The sequence below is a fragment of the Heliomicrobium sulfidophilum genome, assembly GCF_057715735.1.
Window position 1 is genome coordinate 882,115 of the sequence record NZ_JBVTZZ010000005.1, and the last position, 20,715, is coordinate 902,829.

At 59.5% G+C, this 20,715-nt stretch carries 17 protein-coding genes; all 17 read right to left on the bottom strand.

The genetic code is table 11. The features are described 5' to 3' along the window. Nucleotides 1-32 precede the first annotated feature (32 nt). Nucleotides 33-638: a UDP-4-amino-4,6-dideoxy-N-acetyl-beta-L-altrosamine N-acetyltransferase gene (pseH, locus tag AC0CW1_RS09945; protein ID WP_488182902.1), complete on the bottom strand. Its 606-nt coding sequence runs from the start codon at nucleotides 636-638 to the stop codon at nucleotides 33-35. Beyond that, on the bottom strand, nucleotides 635-1,735 hold the full coding sequence (locus tag AC0CW1_RS09950; RefSeq protein ID WP_488182903.1) for an ANL family adenylate-forming protein: 1,101 nt from the start codon (nucleotides 1,733-1,735) through the stop codon (nucleotides 635-637). The genes pseH and AC0CW1_RS09950 overlap by 4 nt, the downstream gene beginning before the upstream one ends. Next, entirely contained in the window at nucleotides 1,650-2,093 is a 444-nt protein-coding gene (locus AC0CW1_RS09955) for a hypothetical protein (protein ID WP_488182904.1), read from the bottom strand. The genes AC0CW1_RS09950 and AC0CW1_RS09955 overlap by 86 nt, the downstream gene beginning before the upstream one ends. Before the next feature lie 3 nt (nucleotides 2,094-2,096). After that, nucleotides 2,097-2,852 (bottom strand): SDR family NAD(P)-dependent oxidoreductase, encoded by a 756-nt coding sequence (locus tag AC0CW1_RS09960; protein ID WP_488182905.1) that lies wholly within the window; start codon nucleotides 2,850-2,852, stop codon nucleotides 2,097-2,099. Between the two features lie 29 nt (nucleotides 2,853-2,881). Then, on the bottom strand, nucleotides 2,882-3,181 hold the full coding sequence (locus AC0CW1_RS09965; RefSeq protein ID WP_488182906.1) for a hypothetical protein: 300 nt from the start codon (nucleotides 3,179-3,181) through the stop codon (nucleotides 2,882-2,884). 15 nt (nucleotides 3,182-3,196) lie between these two features. Continuing rightward, the gene (locus AC0CW1_RS09970) at nucleotides 3,197-4,375 is read right to left on the bottom strand and encodes an N-acetylneuraminate synthase family protein (RefSeq protein ID WP_488182907.1); all 1,179 of its coding nucleotides are present in this window, start codon (nucleotides 4,373-4,375) and stop codon (nucleotides 3,197-3,199) included. Nucleotides 4,376-4,403: 28 nt separating this feature from the next. Then, a complete protein-coding gene (glf, locus tag AC0CW1_RS09975; protein ID WP_488182908.1) occupies nucleotides 4,404-5,483 on the bottom strand; it encodes a UDP-galactopyranose mutase in 1,080 nt (359 codons plus the stop codon). A 354-nt stretch (nucleotides 5,484-5,837) separates the two neighbouring features. Then, nucleotides 5,838-6,359 (bottom strand): hypothetical protein, encoded by a 522-nt coding sequence (locus AC0CW1_RS09980; RefSeq protein ID WP_488182909.1) that lies wholly within the window; start codon nucleotides 6,357-6,359, stop codon nucleotides 5,838-5,840. Beyond that, nucleotides 6,356-7,897, bottom strand: coding sequence for a phosphohexomutase domain-containing protein (locus AC0CW1_RS09985; protein ID WP_488182910.1), 1,542 nt, complete (start codon nucleotides 7,895-7,897; stop codon nucleotides 6,356-6,358). Before AC0CW1_RS09985 ends, AC0CW1_RS09980 begins: the two co-directional genes overlap by 4 nt. Beyond that, nucleotides 7,863-9,245 carry a mannose-1-phosphate guanylyltransferase/mannose-6-phosphate isomerase gene (locus tag AC0CW1_RS09990; protein WP_488182911.1) on the bottom strand — a complete coding sequence of 461 codons (1,383 nt, stop codon included), beginning with the start codon at nucleotides 9,243-9,245 and terminating at the stop codon, nucleotides 7,863-7,865. Before AC0CW1_RS09990 ends, AC0CW1_RS09985 begins: the two co-directional genes overlap by 35 nt. A 121-nt stretch (nucleotides 9,246-9,366) precedes the next feature. Then, nucleotides 9,367-10,311, bottom strand: coding sequence for a glycosyltransferase family 2 protein (locus AC0CW1_RS09995; protein WP_488182912.1), 945 nt, complete (start codon nucleotides 10,309-10,311; stop codon nucleotides 9,367-9,369). A 53-nt stretch (nucleotides 10,312-10,364) separates the two neighbouring features. Continuing rightward, the gene (locus tag AC0CW1_RS10000; protein ID WP_488182913.1) at nucleotides 10,365-11,678 is read right to left on the bottom strand and encodes a radical SAM protein; all 1,314 of its coding nucleotides are present in this window, start codon (nucleotides 11,676-11,678) and stop codon (nucleotides 10,365-10,367) included. 38 nt (nucleotides 11,679-11,716) lie between these two features. Next, the gene (locus AC0CW1_RS10005) at nucleotides 11,717-12,586 is read right to left on the bottom strand and encodes an SDR family oxidoreductase (protein WP_488182915.1); all 870 of its coding nucleotides are present in this window, start codon (nucleotides 12,584-12,586) and stop codon (nucleotides 11,717-11,719) included. A 13-nt stretch (nucleotides 12,587-12,599) separates the two neighbouring features. Further along, nucleotides 12,600-14,408 (bottom strand): B12-binding domain-containing radical SAM protein, encoded by a 1,809-nt coding sequence (locus AC0CW1_RS10010; RefSeq protein ID WP_488182916.1) that lies wholly within the window; start codon nucleotides 14,406-14,408, stop codon nucleotides 12,600-12,602. Nucleotides 14,409-14,436: 28 nt separating this feature from the next. After that, a complete protein-coding gene (locus tag AC0CW1_RS10015) occupies nucleotides 14,437-16,482 on the bottom strand; it encodes a glycosyltransferase family protein (RefSeq protein ID WP_488182917.1) in 2,046 nt (681 codons plus the stop codon). Nucleotides 16,483-16,589: 107 nt separating this feature from the next. Continuing rightward, a complete protein-coding gene (locus tag AC0CW1_RS10020; RefSeq protein WP_161256914.1) occupies nucleotides 16,590-18,608 on the bottom strand; it encodes a glycosyltransferase in 2,019 nt (672 codons plus the stop codon). 39 nt (nucleotides 18,609-18,647) lie between these two features. Continuing rightward, nucleotides 18,648-20,714 (bottom strand): glycosyltransferase family 4 protein, encoded by a 2,067-nt coding sequence (locus AC0CW1_RS10025; protein ID WP_488182918.1) that lies wholly within the window; start codon nucleotides 20,712-20,714, stop codon nucleotides 18,648-18,650. Nucleotide 20,715 lies beyond the last annotated feature (1 nt).

A 20,715-nucleotide genomic window follows, 5' to 3' on the forward strand; every position in this document is an offset into this window, starting at 1 on the left:
CTATCGTTTCGCCATCACTGGCCGCAAAAGCCTCAAGCCAGCCGTTCCAGCAGCGCCTCTATCTTCTCCCGGCGAGCAGCAAAATCACTGGCAAGCAGCCCCATCGCCAAAACATCTTTAAAAACGCCATCATGCCAGACATGGCCGCGAAGCCGTCCCTCCAACTCAAAGCCGTAATGGCGATGCATCTGCGCCACCTTGTCGTTGCCCTGAATCACCTCCAGGCAGACCTTGTGCAGCCCCAACTGGTCGAAAGCGAAGGACAAAAGCATATACTCCGCCTCCAAGGCCACACCAGGCAGACGGTCCTCGGCATTGGCAATATAAAAACCGACATCTCCCCGTCGATGCCTTCCATCCACATCGGTCAGCGAGATCAGCCCTACAGGGCGGTAATTGGACTCTCCCGGCACAAAGCGCTCCACCAAAAAATAATGATGGCACTCCCGCTTCCGCACCCGCGTCTCATACCAGTGACGTTGCATCTCCGGTGTGATGGGATCCCAATTGTACATCGGATAATACACCTCTGGACTGTTGCGCCAACAACGGACCCTCTCCAAGTCTTCCGCTTCCACCACGCGCAGCCGCACCCGCCGCCCATAAATCACATCCACAGTCACAGCCACATCGCTCATCCCGGCAAATCCTTGCGCATCTTCTTAAACCGTTCACTGAAAAAACGCCCCTCCACAACAGTCACCTTCACCGGCACCTTATAAGGAGCGAGACGGGAACGGCAAAACTGGCGGAGGCGCTTTTTCACCACAGCGGCCTCCTCTGGCCGCTTCAACACCACATGGGCCACAACCATCTGCCCGGTCAGCGGACTCCTTTCGCCTGAGACGGCCACATCGGCAATGTTGTCCATCTCCATGAGCACACTTTCCACCTCAGCAGGAAAGACCTTCTCACCGCCCACATTGATAATCTCTGAACGGCGTCCAAGAATGCGCAGATACTCCCCGTCGACAATGACCTCATCGTGGGTATTGAACCACCCCTCCTCATCGAAAGGACTGGGCGCATTCAGATAGCCCATCATGGCCGACTCCGCCCGGATCCACAAAACCCCGTCAACGACCTTCGTCTCGAACCCCTCCCCGCCGATCTTCACAAACAGCGAATCGGACGCCTTCGACTTAGACCGCAGAATGCCCAACTCCGACAAGCCATAGGTCTGTTGCAGCCGCACATGAGGCAATGCCTCCCGAAGACGCAACAAGGTGCTCTCCGGCATCACCTCCGTGCCATAGGTGATCAGCTCCAGCGACGACAGATCGGCCTGCTTATAGGCTTCCGAGAGGAGCAGCAGGTTCAAAAAAGTGGGCGATGTGGGCAATACCTCTACACGATAGCGCGCAATATTAGCGCAGACCGCCTCAGGAGAGCGGCCCGGCACCGTCACAATCGTCCCGGCATTGGACAAGACATAGAGCAGCGTATTGATGCCGCCAATATGGTCAAGCAGCAAAAAGGTCAGCATCCGCTTGCCCTGTCGCCGCACCTGAAACTTCTTCAAGAGCAGCGTCAAATCATGCAAGGCCGCCTTGCTCTTACCTGTCGAGCCCGATGAAAACAACACCAGCCCCGGATGGCCGCGGCGGATCAATTCCAACAGCAACGGATTCGTTGGCGTCGCAAGAGCGCTATCGGCTGGCAGCACAAGAGCCTCGTCGACAGCCAGTGGCGCCCCCCCCTTCGCCGACCCAGTGGCCGCCCAGCTTCCAGGCAAAAGCGGCCTCATCTGTATCAGAAAAAGAAATGACCAACTGCACCTCGGCAATGGCCAAAAATTCCTCCCGAAGATGTCGCACCGACCGGGTCAACGGGACAACGATCGCCCCGCGATCGACCAATGCCAACAGCAAGGCGCAGACATTGGGCGAATAATCGCCTTCAACAGCAACAACCATACCGGCCGTCACCGGCGCTTTAGCTTCCCGCTGCGGCGACGCCGCCCAGTCAAGCCGCTCCTGCCACTGGCCGATGCGCGCAAGCAACCACCGATAGGTGTAGGAGCACCCATTCCATACGAGCGCCTCCTGTTCCGCCTGGCTTGCCATCGTCTCCAACATCCAACCCAAGAACAAGGTCTATACGCCTCCCAAATAGAGCACCTGCCCCGTAATATAACTGCTCCGTTCACTGATGAAAAAGTCAACCCCATTGGCCACATCATCAAAAGTCCCCAACCGCTGTATGGCCATCTGCCGCAGGATCTGGTCGATCTTCTCTTGCGGCACACCGCGGATCAGATCCGTATCCATCGGCGTCGGCCCCAGAGCGTTGCAAGTAATGCCAAAGGCAGCGACCTCCTTGGCCAGCACGCGGGTGAATGTCTCCACAGCGCTCTTCGACGCCGCATAGACCGCCTCGCCTTCTAAGCCCAGCGGCACCGCCACCGTCGACAGATTGACGATCCGCCCCCACCGCCTTTTCATCATCACCTTGGCCGCCTCGCGGCAGCAAAAGAAGGTGCCCATCAGGTTGGTGTCGACGATCCGAGCCGCCGATTTCCCCGGCATCAGCATCGAGTGATTCATGGAAGCCACGCCGGCATTATTGATCAACATATCCAAGCGGCCCCAACGCTTGCGAATGGCGGCGATCATTTGGATCACCTGCGGCTCCGCCGTCACATCCACCTGCATATGGCTGTAGCGTTCATGGACCAGATCGCTTTCGCCACGGCTGCAGCCGATCACCTGCAACCCCTTGTCCAAATAATACTCGGCCAGATGGCGGCCAATCCCTTTGCGCGCCCCCGTAATCACCATCACCGCGGGATTAGGCGCCGCAGGAGCCTTCACTGCCGCCGGTTCCGTTGCCGCCACTATTGCCTGTTCCATCGCCATCCGCCTCCCACCACGCCCTCAGGCTAAAGGAGCGTCATCACATAATCCGCCAGCGTTCCAATGGTCCGAAAGGGGCTCTGTTTCTGTGACATGGCCCGTTCATCAGCAAGCACGATCGACCGGCCCGTCTGCTCTTCCACCTGCTGCTCCACATCAACGATCAACGTGACAAGGCCGACCGAATCGAGGAGGCCGTCACGGCCAAAAATCTTAATCTGCTCATTCCAATCCGCTTTGGACGGAAAGCCCTCCGGCAAAGCCTCGCCTTCAACCACATCAGCGAGAACATCCATGATCAACGCAACGATCCCATCCCGTTCCACCTGCAAGACCCCCTTCTATTCATCGCCAGAATTCTTCCGGGAAAGCAACACGTCCCACGTCACCGGCGTTCCCTTCGCAACAGGCCGACTCACCGCTCGTCCCAGCAGCGTCTCATAATACTTTGGCGGCAACCCATGGCCCGGTCGGATGACGCGCAGGTTTTGCGCTGTAAAAAGCTCCCCCGCCGCCATATCCTCGGCCACATAGAGAGACCGGCGATGAGTCAGCGACGTGCTTTCGCCAGGCAGCGGCCCAAAGTGAACCTGTCCCAGCGCCTGCCAAGCTCGTTCCGTTTCTGCCACCAGCATGGCCAACTCATGCGGTTCCAGCGAAAAAGCGGCATCAACACCACCATCGGCCCGGCAAAGGGTGACATGCTTTTCAATGACCGAAGCGCCCAGCGCCACGGCCGCCACAGCCACCCCAATCCCCAAGGTGTGGTCGGACAAGCCCACCTGCACCGCCATCGCGCCGCCAGCCTCCTGTCCCTCGCTTCCTGCTCCCGGCCAACCCCTTGTCCCTGTCGCAGCCGATGCCGGTTCACCAGGTCCCCCCTGCCCTCTGCCAAACAACTGAAGCAGTTGCGGAATCGTCCGCAGGTGACTTGCCGCCGGTGAAGCGGGATAACTGCTCGTGCACTTAAGCAAAACCAACTGGCGGCAACCAGAAGCACGGGCCGTCCGGACCGCCTCATCGATCTCCGCCACCGTGGCCATCCCTGTCGACATCAGTATGGGCTTCCCCGTCGCCGCAACGCGGCGAATCAGCGGCAGGTGGGTCAACTCAAAGGAAGCGATTTTATAGAGCGGCACCTGTAGGGACTCGAGAAAGTCGACAGCTGACAGATCAAAAGGCGTGCTAAACCCCAGCATCCCCAGTTCCCGGCAGCGCGCAAAAATCGGCTCATGCCACTCCCAGGGCGTTGCCGCTTCCTCATAAAGTTGATACAGTGATTTGCCATGCCACAGACTCTGGCTGTCATCGATGCGAAAGCCTTCCCGCTCCACATCCAAGGTCATCGTCTGGGCTGTATAAGTCTGCAACTTGAGCGCATGCGCCCCGGCGGCGGCGGCCGCCTCAACGATCTCCAGCGCCCGCGCCAAGGACTGGTTATGGTTTCCCGACATTTCCGCCACGATCAAGGGCGGACCGTCGGGGCCGATCACATGCCCTGCAATGGTAAAAGAGTTCATCGCGACCCACCTCGTTCTCGCCCAGCCCCTAGAGGCGTGCGAACAAATCCAACGCTTCCCGCACCACTTGATCCATATTCAGATAGCGATACTGGGCCAAGCGTCCCACAAAATGTACCTGCTTCAACTTGGCCGCCTCATCGGCATACAGTTGATACAACTGGCGGTTTTGCGCCGCTGGAATGGGATAATAAGGATCCCCCTCCGCCACCGGGTATTCGCGCACAATCGTCGTCAAGGCGCACTTTTGCCCCGTGGCATGCTTCATCTCCAAGATGCGCGTAAAGTCAAAGTCATTGGGGTAATTGACCACACAAGCCGGCTGAAAGTATTCCTGAGCGATCGTCTCAAATTCAAAGCGCAACGAACGATAGGGCAGCGGCCCGTACTTAAACTGAAAGAACGCATCAATTGGCCCCGTGTAGATCAACCTTCTGTGCGGAATCCATTGCGCAACCTCTCGATAGTCCGTATTCAACATCAACTTGATATTGCGATGAGCGAGCATCCGTTCCACCATGGCCGTATAGCCCTGCTTGGGCATCCCCTGATAGATGTCGGCAAAATAACGGCCATCACGGTTATAACGAATGGGGATGCGGGCACAGACCTCCGGCGCCAGCGCCGCCGCTGGAAGGCCCCATTGCTTCTGTGTATAATTGGCAAAAAACTTGCCATACAGTTCTTGTCCAACCTGGCGGATGATCACATCCTCCGAATTGCGAACCTCCCGCTCTTCAGCGTGACGGCGGAGAAAATCCGCCATCGTCTCCGCCGTCAAGGACAAGCCGTACAACTGGTTGAGCGTATCCAGATTGATGGGAAAAGGCAGCAGTTGCCCGTCCACCCAGGTGAGCACACGGTGACAGTAATGGTGCCAGGCCGTGAACTGGGACAGATACTGATAGACCTCCCGGTCATTCGTATGAAAGAGGTGCGCGCCATAGCGGTGCACCAGGATCCCCTGGTCGTCATAACCGTCATAGGCATTTCCAGCCACATGGGAGCGCCTCTCGACGACAAGCACGGTGGCGTCCCTTTGCGAAGCCAGGCGCTCGGCCAGCGTCACACCGGCTAAACCAGCGCCGACAATCAGATAATCAAACATCGCCCTCATCCTTGCCTATCTGGACCAAGGGGTCCAGATGGTTTCCCTTTCCCCTGTAAAGCATAGAGGGAAAAAAACACCGCCCAGGGAAGCCACAGGGCAACCGCAGCCACTGCCGCCACAGCGCCATAGAGGCCGTTCGCGCCGTCGCGATGAACAAGCAAGCCGCTGTCATCGTAGCCGTCATAGGCGTTCCCGGCGATGTAGGATCACTTTTCCACCAGCAGTCCCCCCCGGGCACCCCGCCCGTTGGCCAGCCGCTCAGCCAGGGTGCATCCCGCCAGTCCGGCGCCGACAATCAGGTAATCAAACATCCCTTCTCCCTCAACTCCTCGGTTCTGAAATCGACTGTGATCAGCCCGGTCCTGGGTTCTCCCGTTTGAGCGGCGTGAAGATCGACAGCAACGAAAAGAGGAGCCACCAGGGCAGCCAGAGCAGCGCCGCCGCCAGGGCGGCCACCAGGGCGAAGGCGCCGTTGCGCAACCCTCTCCAGGCCAAGCCGGCCGAAGTGAGCCGGGAGAATTGGCCGGGCAGGTTGACCTGCGCATGCTGCCGAGCCGGGATGGCCAGGCTGAAACGCAGTACGTTGTAAAAACCGGAACCAGAGACGTTGGCCACCGGAGCGATCACCGTATCCCACTGGCGGGACCGAACCGCGTCAGGGACCTTCGCCACGTCAAAGCTCCCCACCTCGGGGTAGATCAGCACCTCGTTCACCTCAGGGTAACTGGCTGCCATCTCCTTGCCGTGGGCATGGGTCAGGACGGCCAGCTTCATCCCGGGATACTGGCTGACCAGGACAGGCACGATCTTGTCCATCTGCTGAAAAGGCACGGAACGGATTAGGAGACACCATTTCTCCGTCTTTTCGCTCATCCTTGACGTCCTTTCCCGTCGACCACTGCCAGGATCTCCTCCGTTTTTTGGCGGAGCAGCATTTCGTCTGCCCGCGTCTCCACATTGAGACGGATCAGCGGTTCCGTATTGGAGGTCCGCAGGTTGAAGCGCCAGTCGGTGAATTCGATGCTGAGCCCGTCGGTGCGGTCGAGGACCCCTCCGGAGGAAAAGGTCCGTTCGACGCTCGCCAGCACCTCATCAGGTCGCGCCACCCGGCGGTTGATCTCGCCGCTGCAGGGAAAGCGGCCCACCCGTTCCTCCACCAGGGCCGACAGCCGCTTCCCTTCCCGACACATGGTCTCCACGATCAGCAGCCAGGGGATCATCCCGCTGTCACAGTAGGCGAAGTCGCGGAAGTAGTGATGGGCCGACATCTCGCCGCCGTAGAGGGCGTCCTCAAGGCGCATGCGCTCTTTAATAAAAGCGTGCCCTGTTTTCGACTGCACCGGTATCCCACCGGCCTCGGTCACCATCTCTTGGGTGTTCCAGGTCAGGCGGGGATCATGGATGATCCGGGCGCCCGGGTTGCGCCGGGCGAAGGATTGCCCAAGCAATCCCACCAGGTAGTAGCCTTCGATGAAGCGCCCCTGCTCGTCAAAGAGAAAGCAGCGATCAAAGTCGCCGTCCCAGGCGACGCCCAGGTCAGCGCCGGCCTCCCGGACCGCCTGCGCCGTCGAGAGCCGGTTTTCCGGCAGCAGCGGATTGGGGATGCCGTTGGGGAAGGCGCCGTCCGGCTCATGATGGACTTTGACAAATTGAAAGGGCAGATGCGCCTCCAGGGCGTCGATGATCGGTCCGGCGCAACCGTTGCCGCCGTTGACGACAACCTTCAACGGCCCGAGGGCCGCCGGATCGACATAGGAGAGCAGGTGCGCCACATAGGGTTGCATCAGATCGTCGCGGTGAAGGATCCGCCCCTTTTTCGGCTTCACGCCGTCGCCATCCCCCTGCGATGTCTCCCTGAGCGTCTCACTGGGGGTCTCTCCATGCGTTTCCGTGGGCATCCCTTCCCCCAGGGCGAGCGCCTCCAATTCGCGCAAGCCGCTATCGCCGCTGATGGGGCGCGCCTCGGCGCGGACCAGCTTCATGCCGTTGTAATCGGCCGGGTTATGGCTGGCCGTGACCATGATCCCGCCGTCCAGCTTCCAGTGAAAGGTGGCGAAGTATACCTGCTCTGTTCCGCAACAGCCGATATGGATGACATCACAGCCGCCGTCCGTCAGCCCATCGGCCAGCGCCTTCGCCAGCCCTGCGCTGGAGGGCCGCACATCGCAGCCTACGGCCACCTGCTTTGCCGGAAAGAGTCGAACATAAGCCCGGCCGATCCGGTAGGCCAGGTCTTCATTCAATTCATCAGGGACGCGGCCGCGGATGTCATAGGCCTTAAATGGGTTTCCTCCCACCGAACGCTCACCCTCCGTCTTGTCCTTGCCCGTCAAGGCTGTCGCTTTTTTACGGCGTCGATCATGACGTTGGCTGACCTTAGTTCCTGCCGTATTCATCATTGAAACGGACAATGTCGTCTTCCTCAAGGTAGATGCCGTTTTGCACCTCGATGATCACCAGTGGGATCTTCCCCGGATTCTCGAGACGGTGGCGGGTCGACTTGGGCACGAAAATGCTCTCATTCTCATGGATCATCCGCACCTCGTCGCCGATGGTCACCCGCGCCGTCCCCTCCAACACGACCCAGTGTTCTGACCGGTGGTAGTGCAGTTGCAGACTCAACTGCTGCCCTGGTTGAACGACGATGCGTTTAACCTTATGGCCCTCAGCGTCGACGAGGATCGTATAGCTCCCCCAGGGCCGGTACTGGGTGGGATGCTCCACTACTTCCCGCCGTTTGCGTTGTTTCAACTGGTCGACGACATCCTTGATCTTCTGGGACTCGCCGCGGCGGGCGACGACGATCACATCAGGCGTCTCCACCACCAGTGTGTCTTCCAGACCGATGCCGGCGACCAGACGTCCATTGCTCATGAGCAATGTCTCGCGGCATTGGAAGGGGATGCAGTCGCCAGCCAAAACGTTGCCTTCGGCGTCTTTCGGCAAGGCTTCAAAAATCGCGTCCCAGCACCCGATGTCATTCCAATACAACGAAAAGGGAAGCACCACCACGCGATTCGATTTTTCCGCCACGGCCTTGTCGATGGAAACCGACGGCGATTCGGCGAACCGCCTCAGCATCTCCTCAAAAGGCAAGCGAAGGAGGGAGGCCAGGTCGGGCTGGTGCACTTCGATCTCCTCGACGAGACAACCAATGGTGAAGGCAAACATCCCTGAATTCCAGTAATAGCCGCCTTCTGCCAGAAAGGCCTCCGCGAGTGCCCGGTCCGGTTTTTCCGTAAAGCGCCGGACAACGAAGCCCTTCTCCCGCGCCTCTCCCGCCTGGATATAGCCGTAGCCGGTTTCCGCCTTCGTCGGTTCGATGCCGAAGGTGACGATCCGTTCTTCCCGGGCAACCTGGACCGCCTCCCGGATCTTCTCGGCGTAAGCCTCTACCGGCCTCACGAGATGGTCTGAGGGAGCCACAAACACCACCTCATCCGGCGCGCAGCCCAGAAGGTCAAGGCAATAGCGGGCGCTTAAGGCGATAGCCGGCGCCGTGTTGCGTGCTTCCGGCTCCAAGATGACATGGGCCTGCTCGACGCCCCATTTGCGCAGTTCCATCTGTACATGGTGATAGTAAGCCTGGTTGGTGACGACGATGATGTCCCTGGGCTCAACGACGCGTAGGAACCGGTGAATCGTCTGGGCGAGCAGGGACATCTCCCCGCCGATGGTCAGAAACTGCTTTGGGTAGTCCTGCCGGGACAAGGGAAAAAGGCGCGTCCCCCCGCCGCCGGCCAATACGACGACTTTCATCAATAACGCCCCCCTTCTTTCCGGATCTCTCCGCCAGTACATCGATAAAAGTTGACTTTGGCAAGCCTGGAAAGAGCGCGCTTCAAAGGCATATACGGTCGGATAGCCCCTGGGGCGCCCTTTACCGGTAAAAAGTGAAATTGACGCGGTAGGGCACCCTCAGCTTCCTGGCCACCTCATCTCGAACCGGCTTGCGCAGGCGCAGGATCATCGGCATCTGAGCAATCGCCGCCCAAGCCGCCTTGAGATAGATGCCTGTCTGCTGTTCCAGGGAGAAGTAGACACAGTAATAGAACAGGCGCAACGTCAACAACCAGGCGGAAACAAGCGGCTGGTTTTTCCAGACGAGCCAGAAGAGATTCCGCGTGTAGAAAAAGGGCGCCCGCCAGGACTGGCGGTTGGTCGGCGACGCCTTATGGTAAGAGACGATATCAGAAAAATACTGGATCCGGTATCCGGCGTCCCAGATCCGGAAGGCCATATCCATCTCATTCATGTAAAGAAAAAATTCGCCGGGATAATAGCCGGCTTTTTCCATGACCGACCGGCGCACACCGGCGCCAGCGCCGTTGAAGCTCATGTAATACTCCGGTTCATCGTCGCAAGCAGCCTGCCCCGCCGCCTTTTCTCGCCCTATTGCCTGTTCTAGCTTCGCCACCTTGTCCTCTCCGGTCATTTCGCGGCGGCGAAGCCACTCCTCAAACTGAACATAGCTGCGCACATCGAAAGCGACCACGCCGAGGCGGGGATCCTCCCGAAAGCGCTCCACCATGCGGGCGATCGCGTCATGGGCGGGAAAAGAATCGTCGTCCAGGATGACCACATAGTCGCCGCGGGCCTGGCAAAAACCGTGGTTATAGGCCTCAACGCCGATGTTGGCGCCGATCTCGATGATCTTGACCTCCGGGAAATCGGCCTGCACCATGGCCACACTGTCATCGGAGGAGCCGTTGTCCACGACGATGACCTCGATGGGCCGGTAGGGCTGCTCCCGGAGCCGGGTCAGCCCCTCGCGCAGGTCGTCCCGGCGGTTCCAATTGAGAATGACGACTGAAACCAGTTCCACTGCTTCACCTCCAGAAGGCCTCCCTTTCGCTGGATTGCCTTTTCCATCACCTATCAGATCGGCGCCATGCAGCCCAGATCTCCGTTGTAGAGGCGGATGAGGTTCACCCGCTCCCCCAAGAGTGGATGGAGCTGCGCATAGATCTCATCTTCGAAGGTGGCCGAGGAGATGATGATATCGGTGCACCGATCCGCCAATTCCGCCAAAAAGCGCTCCTTAAAGAAAACGGGGTGTCCGTTCAGGCTCGTTCCGTCTTTGCGCGGATTGGAATCGACGACACCGTTGATGGCCTCCAGGGGGAAGCCTTTTCGTTCCAGGATGGCCAACAGTTTTTGCGTATGCACGCCGGCGCCCCAGATGTACACCTGTCTCCCCTGCAAGGCTTCCTGCAGGCGATGGACAAAGGTCTGCTCCTGTTCGGCCCAGTAAGCCTCTCCCTCCGGCGACAGGCTGCACACCTGGAGCCAGCCGGGGTAGTTGTTCAGATCAAACTTGTCCTGTGTGGCGAGGAATTCCTCCTGGTCCATGTGGAAACCGCAGTAACATGTCCGCATGGGACAGCGTTGCGGCTGTGTCAGTCTTTTGCCGGCGAAGGTCTCCGGCTCGTCGCGGAGAAAATTGAAGACCTCCCGGAAATTCTGATGTTCGCAGGGCGTTATGCGGCCGCTGTCCAGAAACATATTAAACCGGGTAAAACCGGCGCGGCAAGGGCGCATGGTGGGATGATGGAAGCCGTGCTCGCTCATGTAGCGGCTGTGGACATCGTGAAAACAGTTTTCCAGCCAGGCTTTTTCTTCCTCTGTATACGCCTGTGGGTACAACTTGCCCTTATGTTCGCCGATGAGGCGGTTGGGCCCCATCCGGACGCCGTACTTCTGAAAGCGCTTGACGAGCGCCTCATAGTTGCGGATCCGTTCGGGAAGCAACACATAGATGACGACGCAATCCACCTGATTCCTGGCGAGGACAGCAAGGTTGTGTTCAAAGAGTTCGTCATAATGGCGATGGTTTTCATGGATCGGATGGTAGGAGAAGCGCATATCGGCGAAACGGCGGATCACCTCGTCGGGAAAGAGCTTGTCAAAGGCCACCGACGCGTTCGTCGTCATGGAAATGCTGTGCCGCGCGGAGAGGCGGCAGACCATCTCGGCGAAGGCGGGGTTGATCAGCGGCTCGCCGCCGAGGAAATTGATCCGCCACGATCCGGTGCGGTCAAAAAACGCTTCCAGGCGCGCCATCTTTTCATTATAGGGGGTCCAGTCCCGAGGGACAGGCGAACCGGCGCCATGACAAAAAGAACAGTTGAAATTGCAGTGCTGCCACAAATTGACGGTGGCGGTCAGTTGGTCTGGGCGTTCCTGTCTCATCCGTTCCTCCACCTGCTTTTTCAACGTATTTACGAAAGCTAGAAGGTTGCTGGAATTTCCTCTTCGTGGATCTGCCGCAAGGCCTCGCCGTGGGACAGCCTCGGAACGTCCAGTTCCCTCCGGGACAGTGTATCGGTGAGCCACAGTTCGGGGAAGAGAAAGCACCCGTCAGCAGGCCGCTTCGATGGACGGACGAGGTCGGGATCAAAACGGGCAATCTCGGCATATGCCCTGGCGAAGCCGTAGCGGCTGACCGGCTCTCCGACGACATGATAGATCCGCCGCTCTAACCGCTCTCTCGTGATCATCCCATGGAGCATGGCCAAGAAATCCTTGTAATAGGTCGGGCCGTAGCAGACATCGCTGTAACAGTCCACCGACTGTCCGCGGCTCAAGGCGCCGCGCAGAAAGCGGATAAAGGTGGACCGGCTGTCGTAGAGCGCCGCCAGCCGCAGCACATAGAATCGATCGGACGAATCGATGCCGATCTTTTCGGCGGCCAGCTTGCTCTGTCCGTACACCGTTGCCGGGTACGTCGGGGATGTCTCGCTGTAATTGCCCTGATGACCGTCAAAAACGTAATCCGTCGATATATAGATCACCCGGGAAGCTCGGGGAAAAGCCTCCAGCAGGTTGAGCATCGATTGCGCGTTGGCGGCGTGGGCGAGGGCCGGCTCCCTTTCGCAAAGAGCGATGTCTTTCAACCCTGCCGCATGGATGATCAGATCGGGCGACAAGGCGCTCGCCACAGCTTCCACCTGTTCTCGATCAGCAAGGTCGCAGCGCCAGATCCGTTCCCCCGGAGCACAGCGGGCGCTCAGGGTGTGCAGTTCCGCCGTTCCCTCTAGAAAACGGCCGATGATGCCGCCAACATAGCCGGAAAAACCGGTCAGCAAAATCTTTTTCATCAATGTTCCTACTTTACCTGATTAATCTGCCTTCCATGTTGACACCGGCAGCGATGATCGGCGCCACCGTCAAGGCCACCTGCTCCACCTCTTCATAATTGGCGCCATCCGGGTTGGTGTAGGGCACCACGGCGCCTTTGAAATCATGGGCCGCCCGCAACGCAAGAGCCCGGTCCTTAAGGGCATCGATGCGAAAGTCACCCGTATTCCGGAACAGATGCAGGCGGCTCTCGTCGAGCAAGGGAACAAAAGCAGGGGCAAAACGCTCATGGCTGAGCACATGGATCTCGTAAGGGCTCTTTTTCAGCGCCGCAACGACAGCCAGGGTGAGGTTGATGTTGGCCGACTGCAAGACGACCAGCCGATCGCCCGGGGCGAGCCGTTCCGCCAGTTGCGCTGCCAAGGCCGCTTGAAAGGCCGGGGCGCCGAAGGCGCGCCGGATCTTGGCTTCGGCCCACCGGCTGTAGGCGAGCTTGACGTAGTTCTCCAACTCTTCGCCGGAGAATCGTTCTGTCCGGGAAACGGCTTTTACGGCGCCGTCATAATCGGCCCAATTTTTCGTGATCAGCCAGCCCTTGCGCTCATAGATCTCGTACATCTTCGTCCCTGGGAAGGGCGTGGCGATGGAGAACTGCAGCGACTCCGCATCCAGGCGGCAGGCCAGATCGATGGTTCCCTCGATGCTTTTCGCCGTATCGCTCGGCAGACCGATGGTGAAGGTCAGGTGGGCCTTGATCCCGATCTCTCGGGTAAAAGCGACCATCTCGATCACCTTCTCCAGTTGCATCCGCTTGCCGATCTCATCGAGCACCTTGGGGTCGCTCGACTCGACGCCGTACTTGATGCTGTGCAAACCGGCCTCTTTCAGTTCGATCAGCGCCTCCCGGGTCATCAGGTCCGCCCGCCCCATGGCCCCCCAGGGGATGCGGTGCAGTCCCCTCGCCTTCATCAACCGGGCAATCGCCAGGACATGGGCAATGTCGACATTGAAGGTGTCATCGTCAAAGTAGATGCTCCGGTAGGGGAACTGCTTCAGATTGGCTTCGATTTCGGCGACCACATCCTCGGGGTCCCGTTTGCGGTAGCGCCGGCTCCGATAGACGACCTGGGGCCAGACGCAGAAGATGCACCCGAAGGGACAGCCCCGCGAGGCATGCATCTGCAACTGCGGCTGTTCCAGGCCAATCCCCACATCCACGTACCTGCCTGCCAGCCGTTCATCCCGCTCCGGCCAGGGGAACTCCTTCAAATCGGGGAGCGGCCCGCAGGCGGTCTTGCGCACCTCCCCCGCTTGCCGGTAGAGGAGGTTGTTCACAAGGGACAGGTCGGCGCCGCTGCGGAGCGCCTCCGCTATGGACAGCAGCGGCCGTTCATACTCCCCGTACAGGACAAAGTCGATCTCGGGCCTCCCGGCGAAATAGCGTTCCTCTTCCAATTCGGCGTGGATCCCGCAGAAGATGGCGCGCAATCCCGGCAGCATCTCTTTCAGCTTCCCCGCTTCCGCCAGGTCGTGGTTGACGCTCGGCGTCGATGTCTCCACAACGACCAGGTCGGGCCGGAATGACCGCGCAAAGGCGTAAAAGGCGTCATAGCTCTCCCCTAGGGCGATGGAATCGCGAAGAGCCACCTCGAACCCAGCCGCTTTCAGGAGGGAACTGGCGGTGGCCAGGTAAAAGGGAAAGGGCATATAGCCGCCGATCAGGTCTCCGCCGTAATAAGGGAAGGTGTGCGGCCAGCGAGAGCCGGCGCGGATCCCGCGCCAACCCGGTTGTTCCCCTTCGGGCAGCTTGTGCCAGGGGAGATTCGCCAATAAAATGCGCAATCGTCAACTTCCTTTCCGCGATTGGCCGTCAGACCGAAAGGACATCCCAAACAGGCGCATCCAGGTCATAGAGCGGCACGATCGCCATCTGGCTGCGCAGATGGCAGACACTCCGGTAGATGGCGGGACCGGATTGCTCCGCCGCGATGATCAACAGATCCGGGCGCAGTCGCGCCAGATCGTCATAACCGTAGACGGGATAACCGTAGACCTGCTTTCCGGCCAGGCGACGGTCCACAAAGCCCAACAACCGCAAGCCGGGGTAATCGGGCAGTATCTCGGCCACATTGGCCGCCATCAAACCCTGAGCGCCGTAGAACATCACCGACTGACCGTTCTCCTGCCAACGGCGCAGCAGCGGTCGGAGCTTTTCGATAAAGGGACGTTCACAGATGACACCATCTGCAACGGCATCGACGCGCAGGTCATTGACGATCATGCCCGTATGGTCCGCCTTCCAGCGGCGGAAAAGGGAGGCGTCGTCAGCCAGAAAGGCAGCCAGCCACTCCTTCGCCAGGGAAGGGTGGATCAGGTAGTTGACCAGCGGCCGCAACCCCTCATCGGAGACAAAGCCGGGGAGTCGCCGGCCCACGAGTTCCTTCAGTTCCTGTCGGAGCGCCTGCGACGGCAGCAACTCCGGCACGACGACACCGCAGATGTTCTCCTTCCAGCGCTGCACCTTGTTGTCATCGAGCTTGCGCGTTTCCAGGAAGGTCCGGACAGCGATCACCGGCGCCAGGCCAGCCTCCAGGGAGGAGCGAACCAGGCTGTACTCCACGTTTTCGATGGCAAAAGGGCCAGCGAGAAAGTGGACATAGCGGCTGTCATCGCCTGGCTCTTCCCGCCAGGCCGCCAGCAGGCGGCTCGCCTCATCGCGGTCAGTGAAAAAGACCTGGCGCACCATCCCGTCGCAGCCGGGGGCATCAGGAGAAGTGGGGGCGACCGTTACCGCTGGCGCTGTTGTCCCTGCTGCTGCTTCCACCCCCGCATCGTTCACCTTTCTCGCCGCTTCCGTCGTCGGCCCGCCGCCCAGCCTAACCCGCTGCGTTATGACGCTGCTCTCCGGGCAGAGTTGAGACGCCCGGCCGAAGAGCGCTTGGAGGCGGTGGGTCGTCGTATGGGCGCGGTGGGCGCTCTCGCCCATGCGCGCCGCGATCGCCTCCCGCTCGCCGGCATGTTGCAGATAGTAACGGACTTTCTCTTTCAGGTCCTGCAGGTCATCGAAGAAGAGGATCTCTTCGCCTTCCCGGAACAATTCCGCCAGTTCGGGATTGCGGTTCGTGATCTGAAAAGCGCCGCAGCCGGCCACCTCGAAATGCCGCAGTTTCGTCTGATAGCCCCGGGGATCGCCGTCAGCGGAAAAGCCGACATTGAAGACGATGCGCGACTGGTTATAGGTCTCCACCATCTCCTCCGTCGAGAGGACGCCTCCGTTGCAGTCTCGCAGCACCGGATGTTTATCCCAGCCTGAACCGAAGACCCGGAAGTTCAATCCCGCCTCGCGGCAGTGCCGATAGAGTTCGACGAGGATCTCCTGCCGCGAATAGCTCTCATGGTCTGACGAAAAGATGTTGTTGCTGAACAGGTTCTTACCGATGTAGACGACGTCATACCGCTTCGGGCTGTTCGGGATGGGCCGGAAGACCTGAGGATTGAACCCCCAGGGCAGGTATAGGGTTCGTTCCCCCCACCCCTTCTCCAAACGACGCTGCAACCCCCGCCGGGAGTGAGTGGCGATCAGATCGTAGCGGTGATCGACGGGCTCGTTTTTCCGGTACCATACCTCCGGTTCATCATCGGCATGAAAGGCAATAATCGGCAGCCCGCTCTGGCGGACGGCCTCGAAAAATTCATCGGAAAGCTCCTGCTGAATGCCGTCGGAGTAGAAAAAGAAGCAGTCAAACCTCGTCCGCCGCAGCAATTCATGGAGGTATGCCTCCAGGACCCCTCGCCGGCAGGCGGCCTGAATGGGCGTGATATCGACAAAGGTAGGGCGATAGAGCGCTTTCATCGGTCTGATCCAGCAGTCTTTGATATAGAGGCTGGACAGCATGCCCACCATCAAGATGCGCAAGGGATCACTTCCTTTGCGGCGTCGCCAAATCAAGCTGGCGAAAACTATGCTCTGGTTTTGTTTTCGTCATCTTTCGTGCAAACCTTTACCCGCTGCCGGAGAAGAGCTTAAAATCCGGCTTCCCAGGCCGGATCGTCCAGGTCGTAGAGAGGAAGGACGCCGTAGCGGCTTTCATATTCACACAAACTCTTGCGGATCTCCGGTCCCGAATGGATGGCCGTTATTAGGATCAGGTCCGGATTCAACCGCTCCAGGTCTTCCCGGCCGTAAACGGGGACACCCTGGACGCTTTGGCCGGCAAGCGCTTTATCGATAAAACCGAGCAGCCGGATCCCATGCTTGCCCATATAGGCCATGACCGGCGCAATCAGATCGCCGCGGGCGCCATAGAGCAGGACCGTCTTTTTTTGCCGCGCCAGGCTGGAGAAGAGCCGCTCAAAGAGGATAAACTGGCGGGACAGGAGAGACTCCATTCCCTGCTTGATGAAAAACCGGTTGACGATCCGGTAGGTGTGGGTCAACGGCAAATCACCCGTCGCCAAGGGCCGCTTGCCTTGCAAACCGTCGATCCAGCGGTCGAGGAACTCGCCGGCGACGATCAGGCTGGCCGGGAACAGCCGTTCACCGCCCCAATCAAGGGCCGGCAGGCATTTGTGAAGCTGCGCCTCTGCTTCCAATTCATGGCCCTGTTTCGGACGATCAGCCTTGAGAATAAAGCCGTTGAAATTGTAGTTCTCCACCTGCACGAAGTTCGGATCGCTACCAGGCGCCTGGACGATAGAGCGCACCGTCAGCGCCTTGGCCTCGCCATCCCCGGTCAGGCTGGTTTGCAGGCATTCATAATCGACATCCACATCAACGCGCCTGAAATCGCCGGCGATGACATGGACATAATCATAGCTTTTCAAGGCCGCCCGGTCCTTCACGCTGATCTCCTCGATGCGTTCAAAGGAGAACCAGTCATCCACCGGGGTTGCCTCAAAAATCTTTGCCGCCTCTGCAACCTTGTTGACCTTTGCCGCCTTCGCGGCCCCTACCGCCCCCGCTCCCGCCAGTACCGTGGCGATGCGCTTGCGGGCGATCGTCCCGTTTCGCTTCGGCGGGGCGAGTTTCACCAGGGCATCGACCAGGCTGTCCAGGCGGCGCCATGTCGAATGGTCCCGCAGGGCGCGGCGGTATCCCGCCTCGGCGATGGCTTCCCGCTCCTCCCCATGGTCGAGGAAGTAGAGCACTTTATGGAGCAGTTCATCGTCACTGCGGAAAAAGGCGATCTCCTCGTCCTCCCGGAACGATTCCAGGAGCGCCTGGCTGTAATTGGTCAGTTGAAAGGCGCCGCAGCCGGCGGCCTCATAGAGGCGGAGCTTGTTCTGGGGAATGGAGAAGTCGCCGTCTGCCGCCCAACTGGGATTGAAGACGACCTTGGCCTGGTTGTAGACCTCCACCATCTCCGGCAGCGTAACCATCCCGCCGTAGACTTCCTTCAGTAAGGGATGCTTGTCCCAGCCGTAGCCGAATACTCGAAAACGGAACCCCTGTTCCTGACAAAAATGATAGAGGCGGACGAGCGACTGCTCCCGGATCAGGCCGTCTTCTTCGAGGATGCTCGTCACGCCCAGCTTTTTGTACTTGCCGATGAAGACCAGGTCATATTTTTTCTGCCGGTTCTCCATCCGGAAGATATGCTCCGGGTTATAGCACCATGGCGCAAAAAGAGCCCGCTCCCCCCAGCCGGCCTGCTGCCTCCGCTCTGTCGCCGCTTTCGAATGGCTGGCGATGATGTCGAAGCGATGATCGAAAGGACGATTGCGCTCATACCAGAACTCCGGTTCATCGTCGGTATGAACGGCGACGAGGGGGATCGCCGCCTTGCGCAGGGCCTGAAAAAACTCGTCAGGAAACTCATGATGCAGCAACGGTTCGGTGAGGAAAAGGACATAATCAAAGCTGTCGTTGCGAATCAGGGAATAGATATACTGCAGGCAGTAGGAGCGGTCGTTGCCGCCCGCCGCCAGCAGCGGCACGGCGTCCACGACGACGCTGTCAAAGCGCCGATGCCGGCGTAGCGGCTCCCCCCAGGGGATCGCCATATACTCTCTGCTGAAGTTGCCGATAGCGAGAATCCGCAATGCCTTTCCCCTCCTTTTGGGTCTGCTCTCCCTGACGCCTCAGCGGCAGGAAGCGCCCAACGGATAATAGATGCGTTGAACCTGCCGGGGAGGCAATCCCATTTCCATCAGACGGTCATAAATCTCACTTTCATAGGATGCCGAAGAGAGAAGGACAGTGGCGTCTTTTTCCGCCAGAAGGGGCAACGCCTCCGGTCCCATGACCGACGCCTTGCCCATCCGCTTGCCCTGGTTGGCCGGATCCCTGTCGATCAGCGCCGTCACCTGTTCCTCCAAGCGTCTCACCTGGGCGAAGAGGTGAACCGTGTGGACGCCGGCACCGTAGACCCACAGTTCCTTTCCCTGATGCTTATCAAGGAGCGCGGCCATGTACCGGTCCAGGGGCAGCGCCAGCAGCCCGGCGCCGACGCACCTTGTCTTCCATCCCCGCTGTCCCGTCATTCCCGCCGGCCCTTGGACCAGGAACGATGCATGCTCCTTTTTCACGATCACGCAGGCGGGCATCCACTCATAGACGATCAGCCGGCCGTCACAGGCTTGTATGGGATACATGTCGGCGTAAAACCGAGTCCCCTCTTGTTTCAAGGGACGAAGCCCGCAAAAGAGGGCGTCTTCTCCGTCGTACCCGTCCACCATCATTTCGAGCCAATACCGGTCTGCCAGATACCCCTCTTCGACCACACAGACCAGATCGGTGTCAAAGCGGCTGACATCGACATCCCCGTCACCGGCAACGATGACGGTCTTGTTCGGGTAGCTCTGTTTCCGCAGGCTCTCCAGCGTCGGCGACGCCTCAGGCGCGTTTTCGCCGCTTCTATATAAGAGGAGAACCGAGGGCGCCTCGGGCCCCCATCCTTTTCCCTCGGAAGCGACCTTTGTTCGTTTCGCTTGAAAAGCCTCCAGTGAGCGGTAGTAGAGTTGTTCATAGCGGGATTCAGCGATTTTATGATCAAAAGCGGCGACGGCGCGCTCCCGGCTGCTCCGGGCGAAGGACCGGCGCAAATCCGGTCTTTCCGCCAGTTCCTTCATGCGCATGACCAGCCCGTCGAGATCCTTGTACTTGACGATGAAGCCGTCCACCCCGTCGCGCACCTGTTCAGGGATGCCGCCGGTGGCAAAGGAGACAACCGGGACGCCGCAAGCCATCGCTTCGATGATCACGAGCGGGCATATCTCGGCCAGGGAGGTAAAGATGTACATATCCATGGCCGACAAGAGCCTGGCCATCTCCCCTTCATCACCGATATGGCCGGTGTTCAGGTCGGTCTCCTTCGACGTCGCGTCACCGCCGATATTGACGAAAAAGAGGTTCGGCAGGTAAGAACGGAGCGCTTTGATGGCCGCTTCCACATAAGGGCCGCCCTTGCGGGGGTCGCCAAAAGAGCCGCCCTTGGCGACACAGCCGATGACCAGCCGGTCCTGGGGGATGCCGTAGCGTCGACGGACCGCCCCTTTATCAAAAGGCCGGAAGACCTGTGTATCAATGCCGTTATAAATCAATTCAATCGGCTTGTCGCCGAGGATGCTCGCTTCCATCAGGCTTTTCTGCCACTGGCATAATGCCACCAGGGTCATATCGCTTCGGGCATAGATTTCCCGCTTGTCCGCCCAGAGCCGGGCGGTGGCGTCCTTCTCCACCCTCGGGTAGCTATTTAAATCGCGGCAGTCTCCGCAGCCGGTCCGCCAGCGTTCACATTCATAGGAAAAGGCGCAATGGCCCGTAAAGGCCTGCAGATCGTGGAGCGACCAGAGGACCGGTTTCTCTTGGCTGACCAATGGCAAGGAAAAGGGATTGAAGTAGCCGCCGTGCAGGTTGTGCAGGTGGATCACATCGGCCCGCCGGAAGACCGGGTTGTCGACCAGACGGTGGCTGCCACGCAACTCATAGTCGAGCAGCCCCTCCTGCCGGCGCCGATCCCGGAGGCTGTGGTCGATATCGATCGGAAAAGGCGTCGCCAAGTCGGAACTGCTGTTTTTATGGCCCACCAGCATAACAGCGTCATGGCCGGACGCAGACTGGCCCTCAGCCAGCCGCCAGGCGACTTTGGCCGCGCCGCCCTCCAGGTCATGGGTATTGATATGTATGATCGAAAGGCGCTTTTTCAAG

What these genes read in the sequence shown, in the direction of transcription:
- AC0CW1_RS09980 (WP_488182909.1), bottom strand. Translation starts at nt 6,359, where the DNA reads ATGAGCGAAAAGACGGAGAAATGGTGTCTCCTAATCCGTTCCGTGCCT.
- AC0CW1_RS10000 (WP_488182913.1), bottom strand. Translation starts at nt 11,678, where the DNA reads ATGAGACAGGAACGCCCAGACCAACTGACCGCCACCGTCAATTTGTGG.
- AC0CW1_RS09970 (WP_488182907.1), bottom strand. Translation starts at nt 4,375, where the DNA reads ATGAACTCTTTTACCATTGCAGGGCATGTGATCGGCCCCGACGGTCCG.
- AC0CW1_RS09990 (WP_488182911.1), bottom strand. Translation starts at nt 9,245, where the DNA reads ATGAAAGTCGTCGTATTGGCCGGCGGCGGGGGGACGCGCCTTTTTCCC.
- AC0CW1_RS09960 (WP_488182905.1), bottom strand. Translation starts at nt 2,852, where the DNA reads ATGGAACAGGCAATAGTGGCGGCAACGGAACCGGCGGCAGTGAAGGCT.
- pseH (WP_488182902.1), bottom strand. Translation starts at nt 638, where the DNA reads ATGAGCGATGTGGCTGTGACTGTGGATGTGATTTATGGGCGGCGGGTG.
- glf (WP_488182908.1), bottom strand. Translation starts at nt 5,483, where the DNA reads ATGTTTGATTATCTGATTGTCGGCGCTGGTTTAGCCGGTGTGACGCTG.
- AC0CW1_RS10005 (WP_488182915.1), bottom strand. Translation starts at nt 12,586, where the DNA reads ATGAAAAAGATTTTGCTGACCGGTTTTTCCGGCTATGTTGGCGGCATC.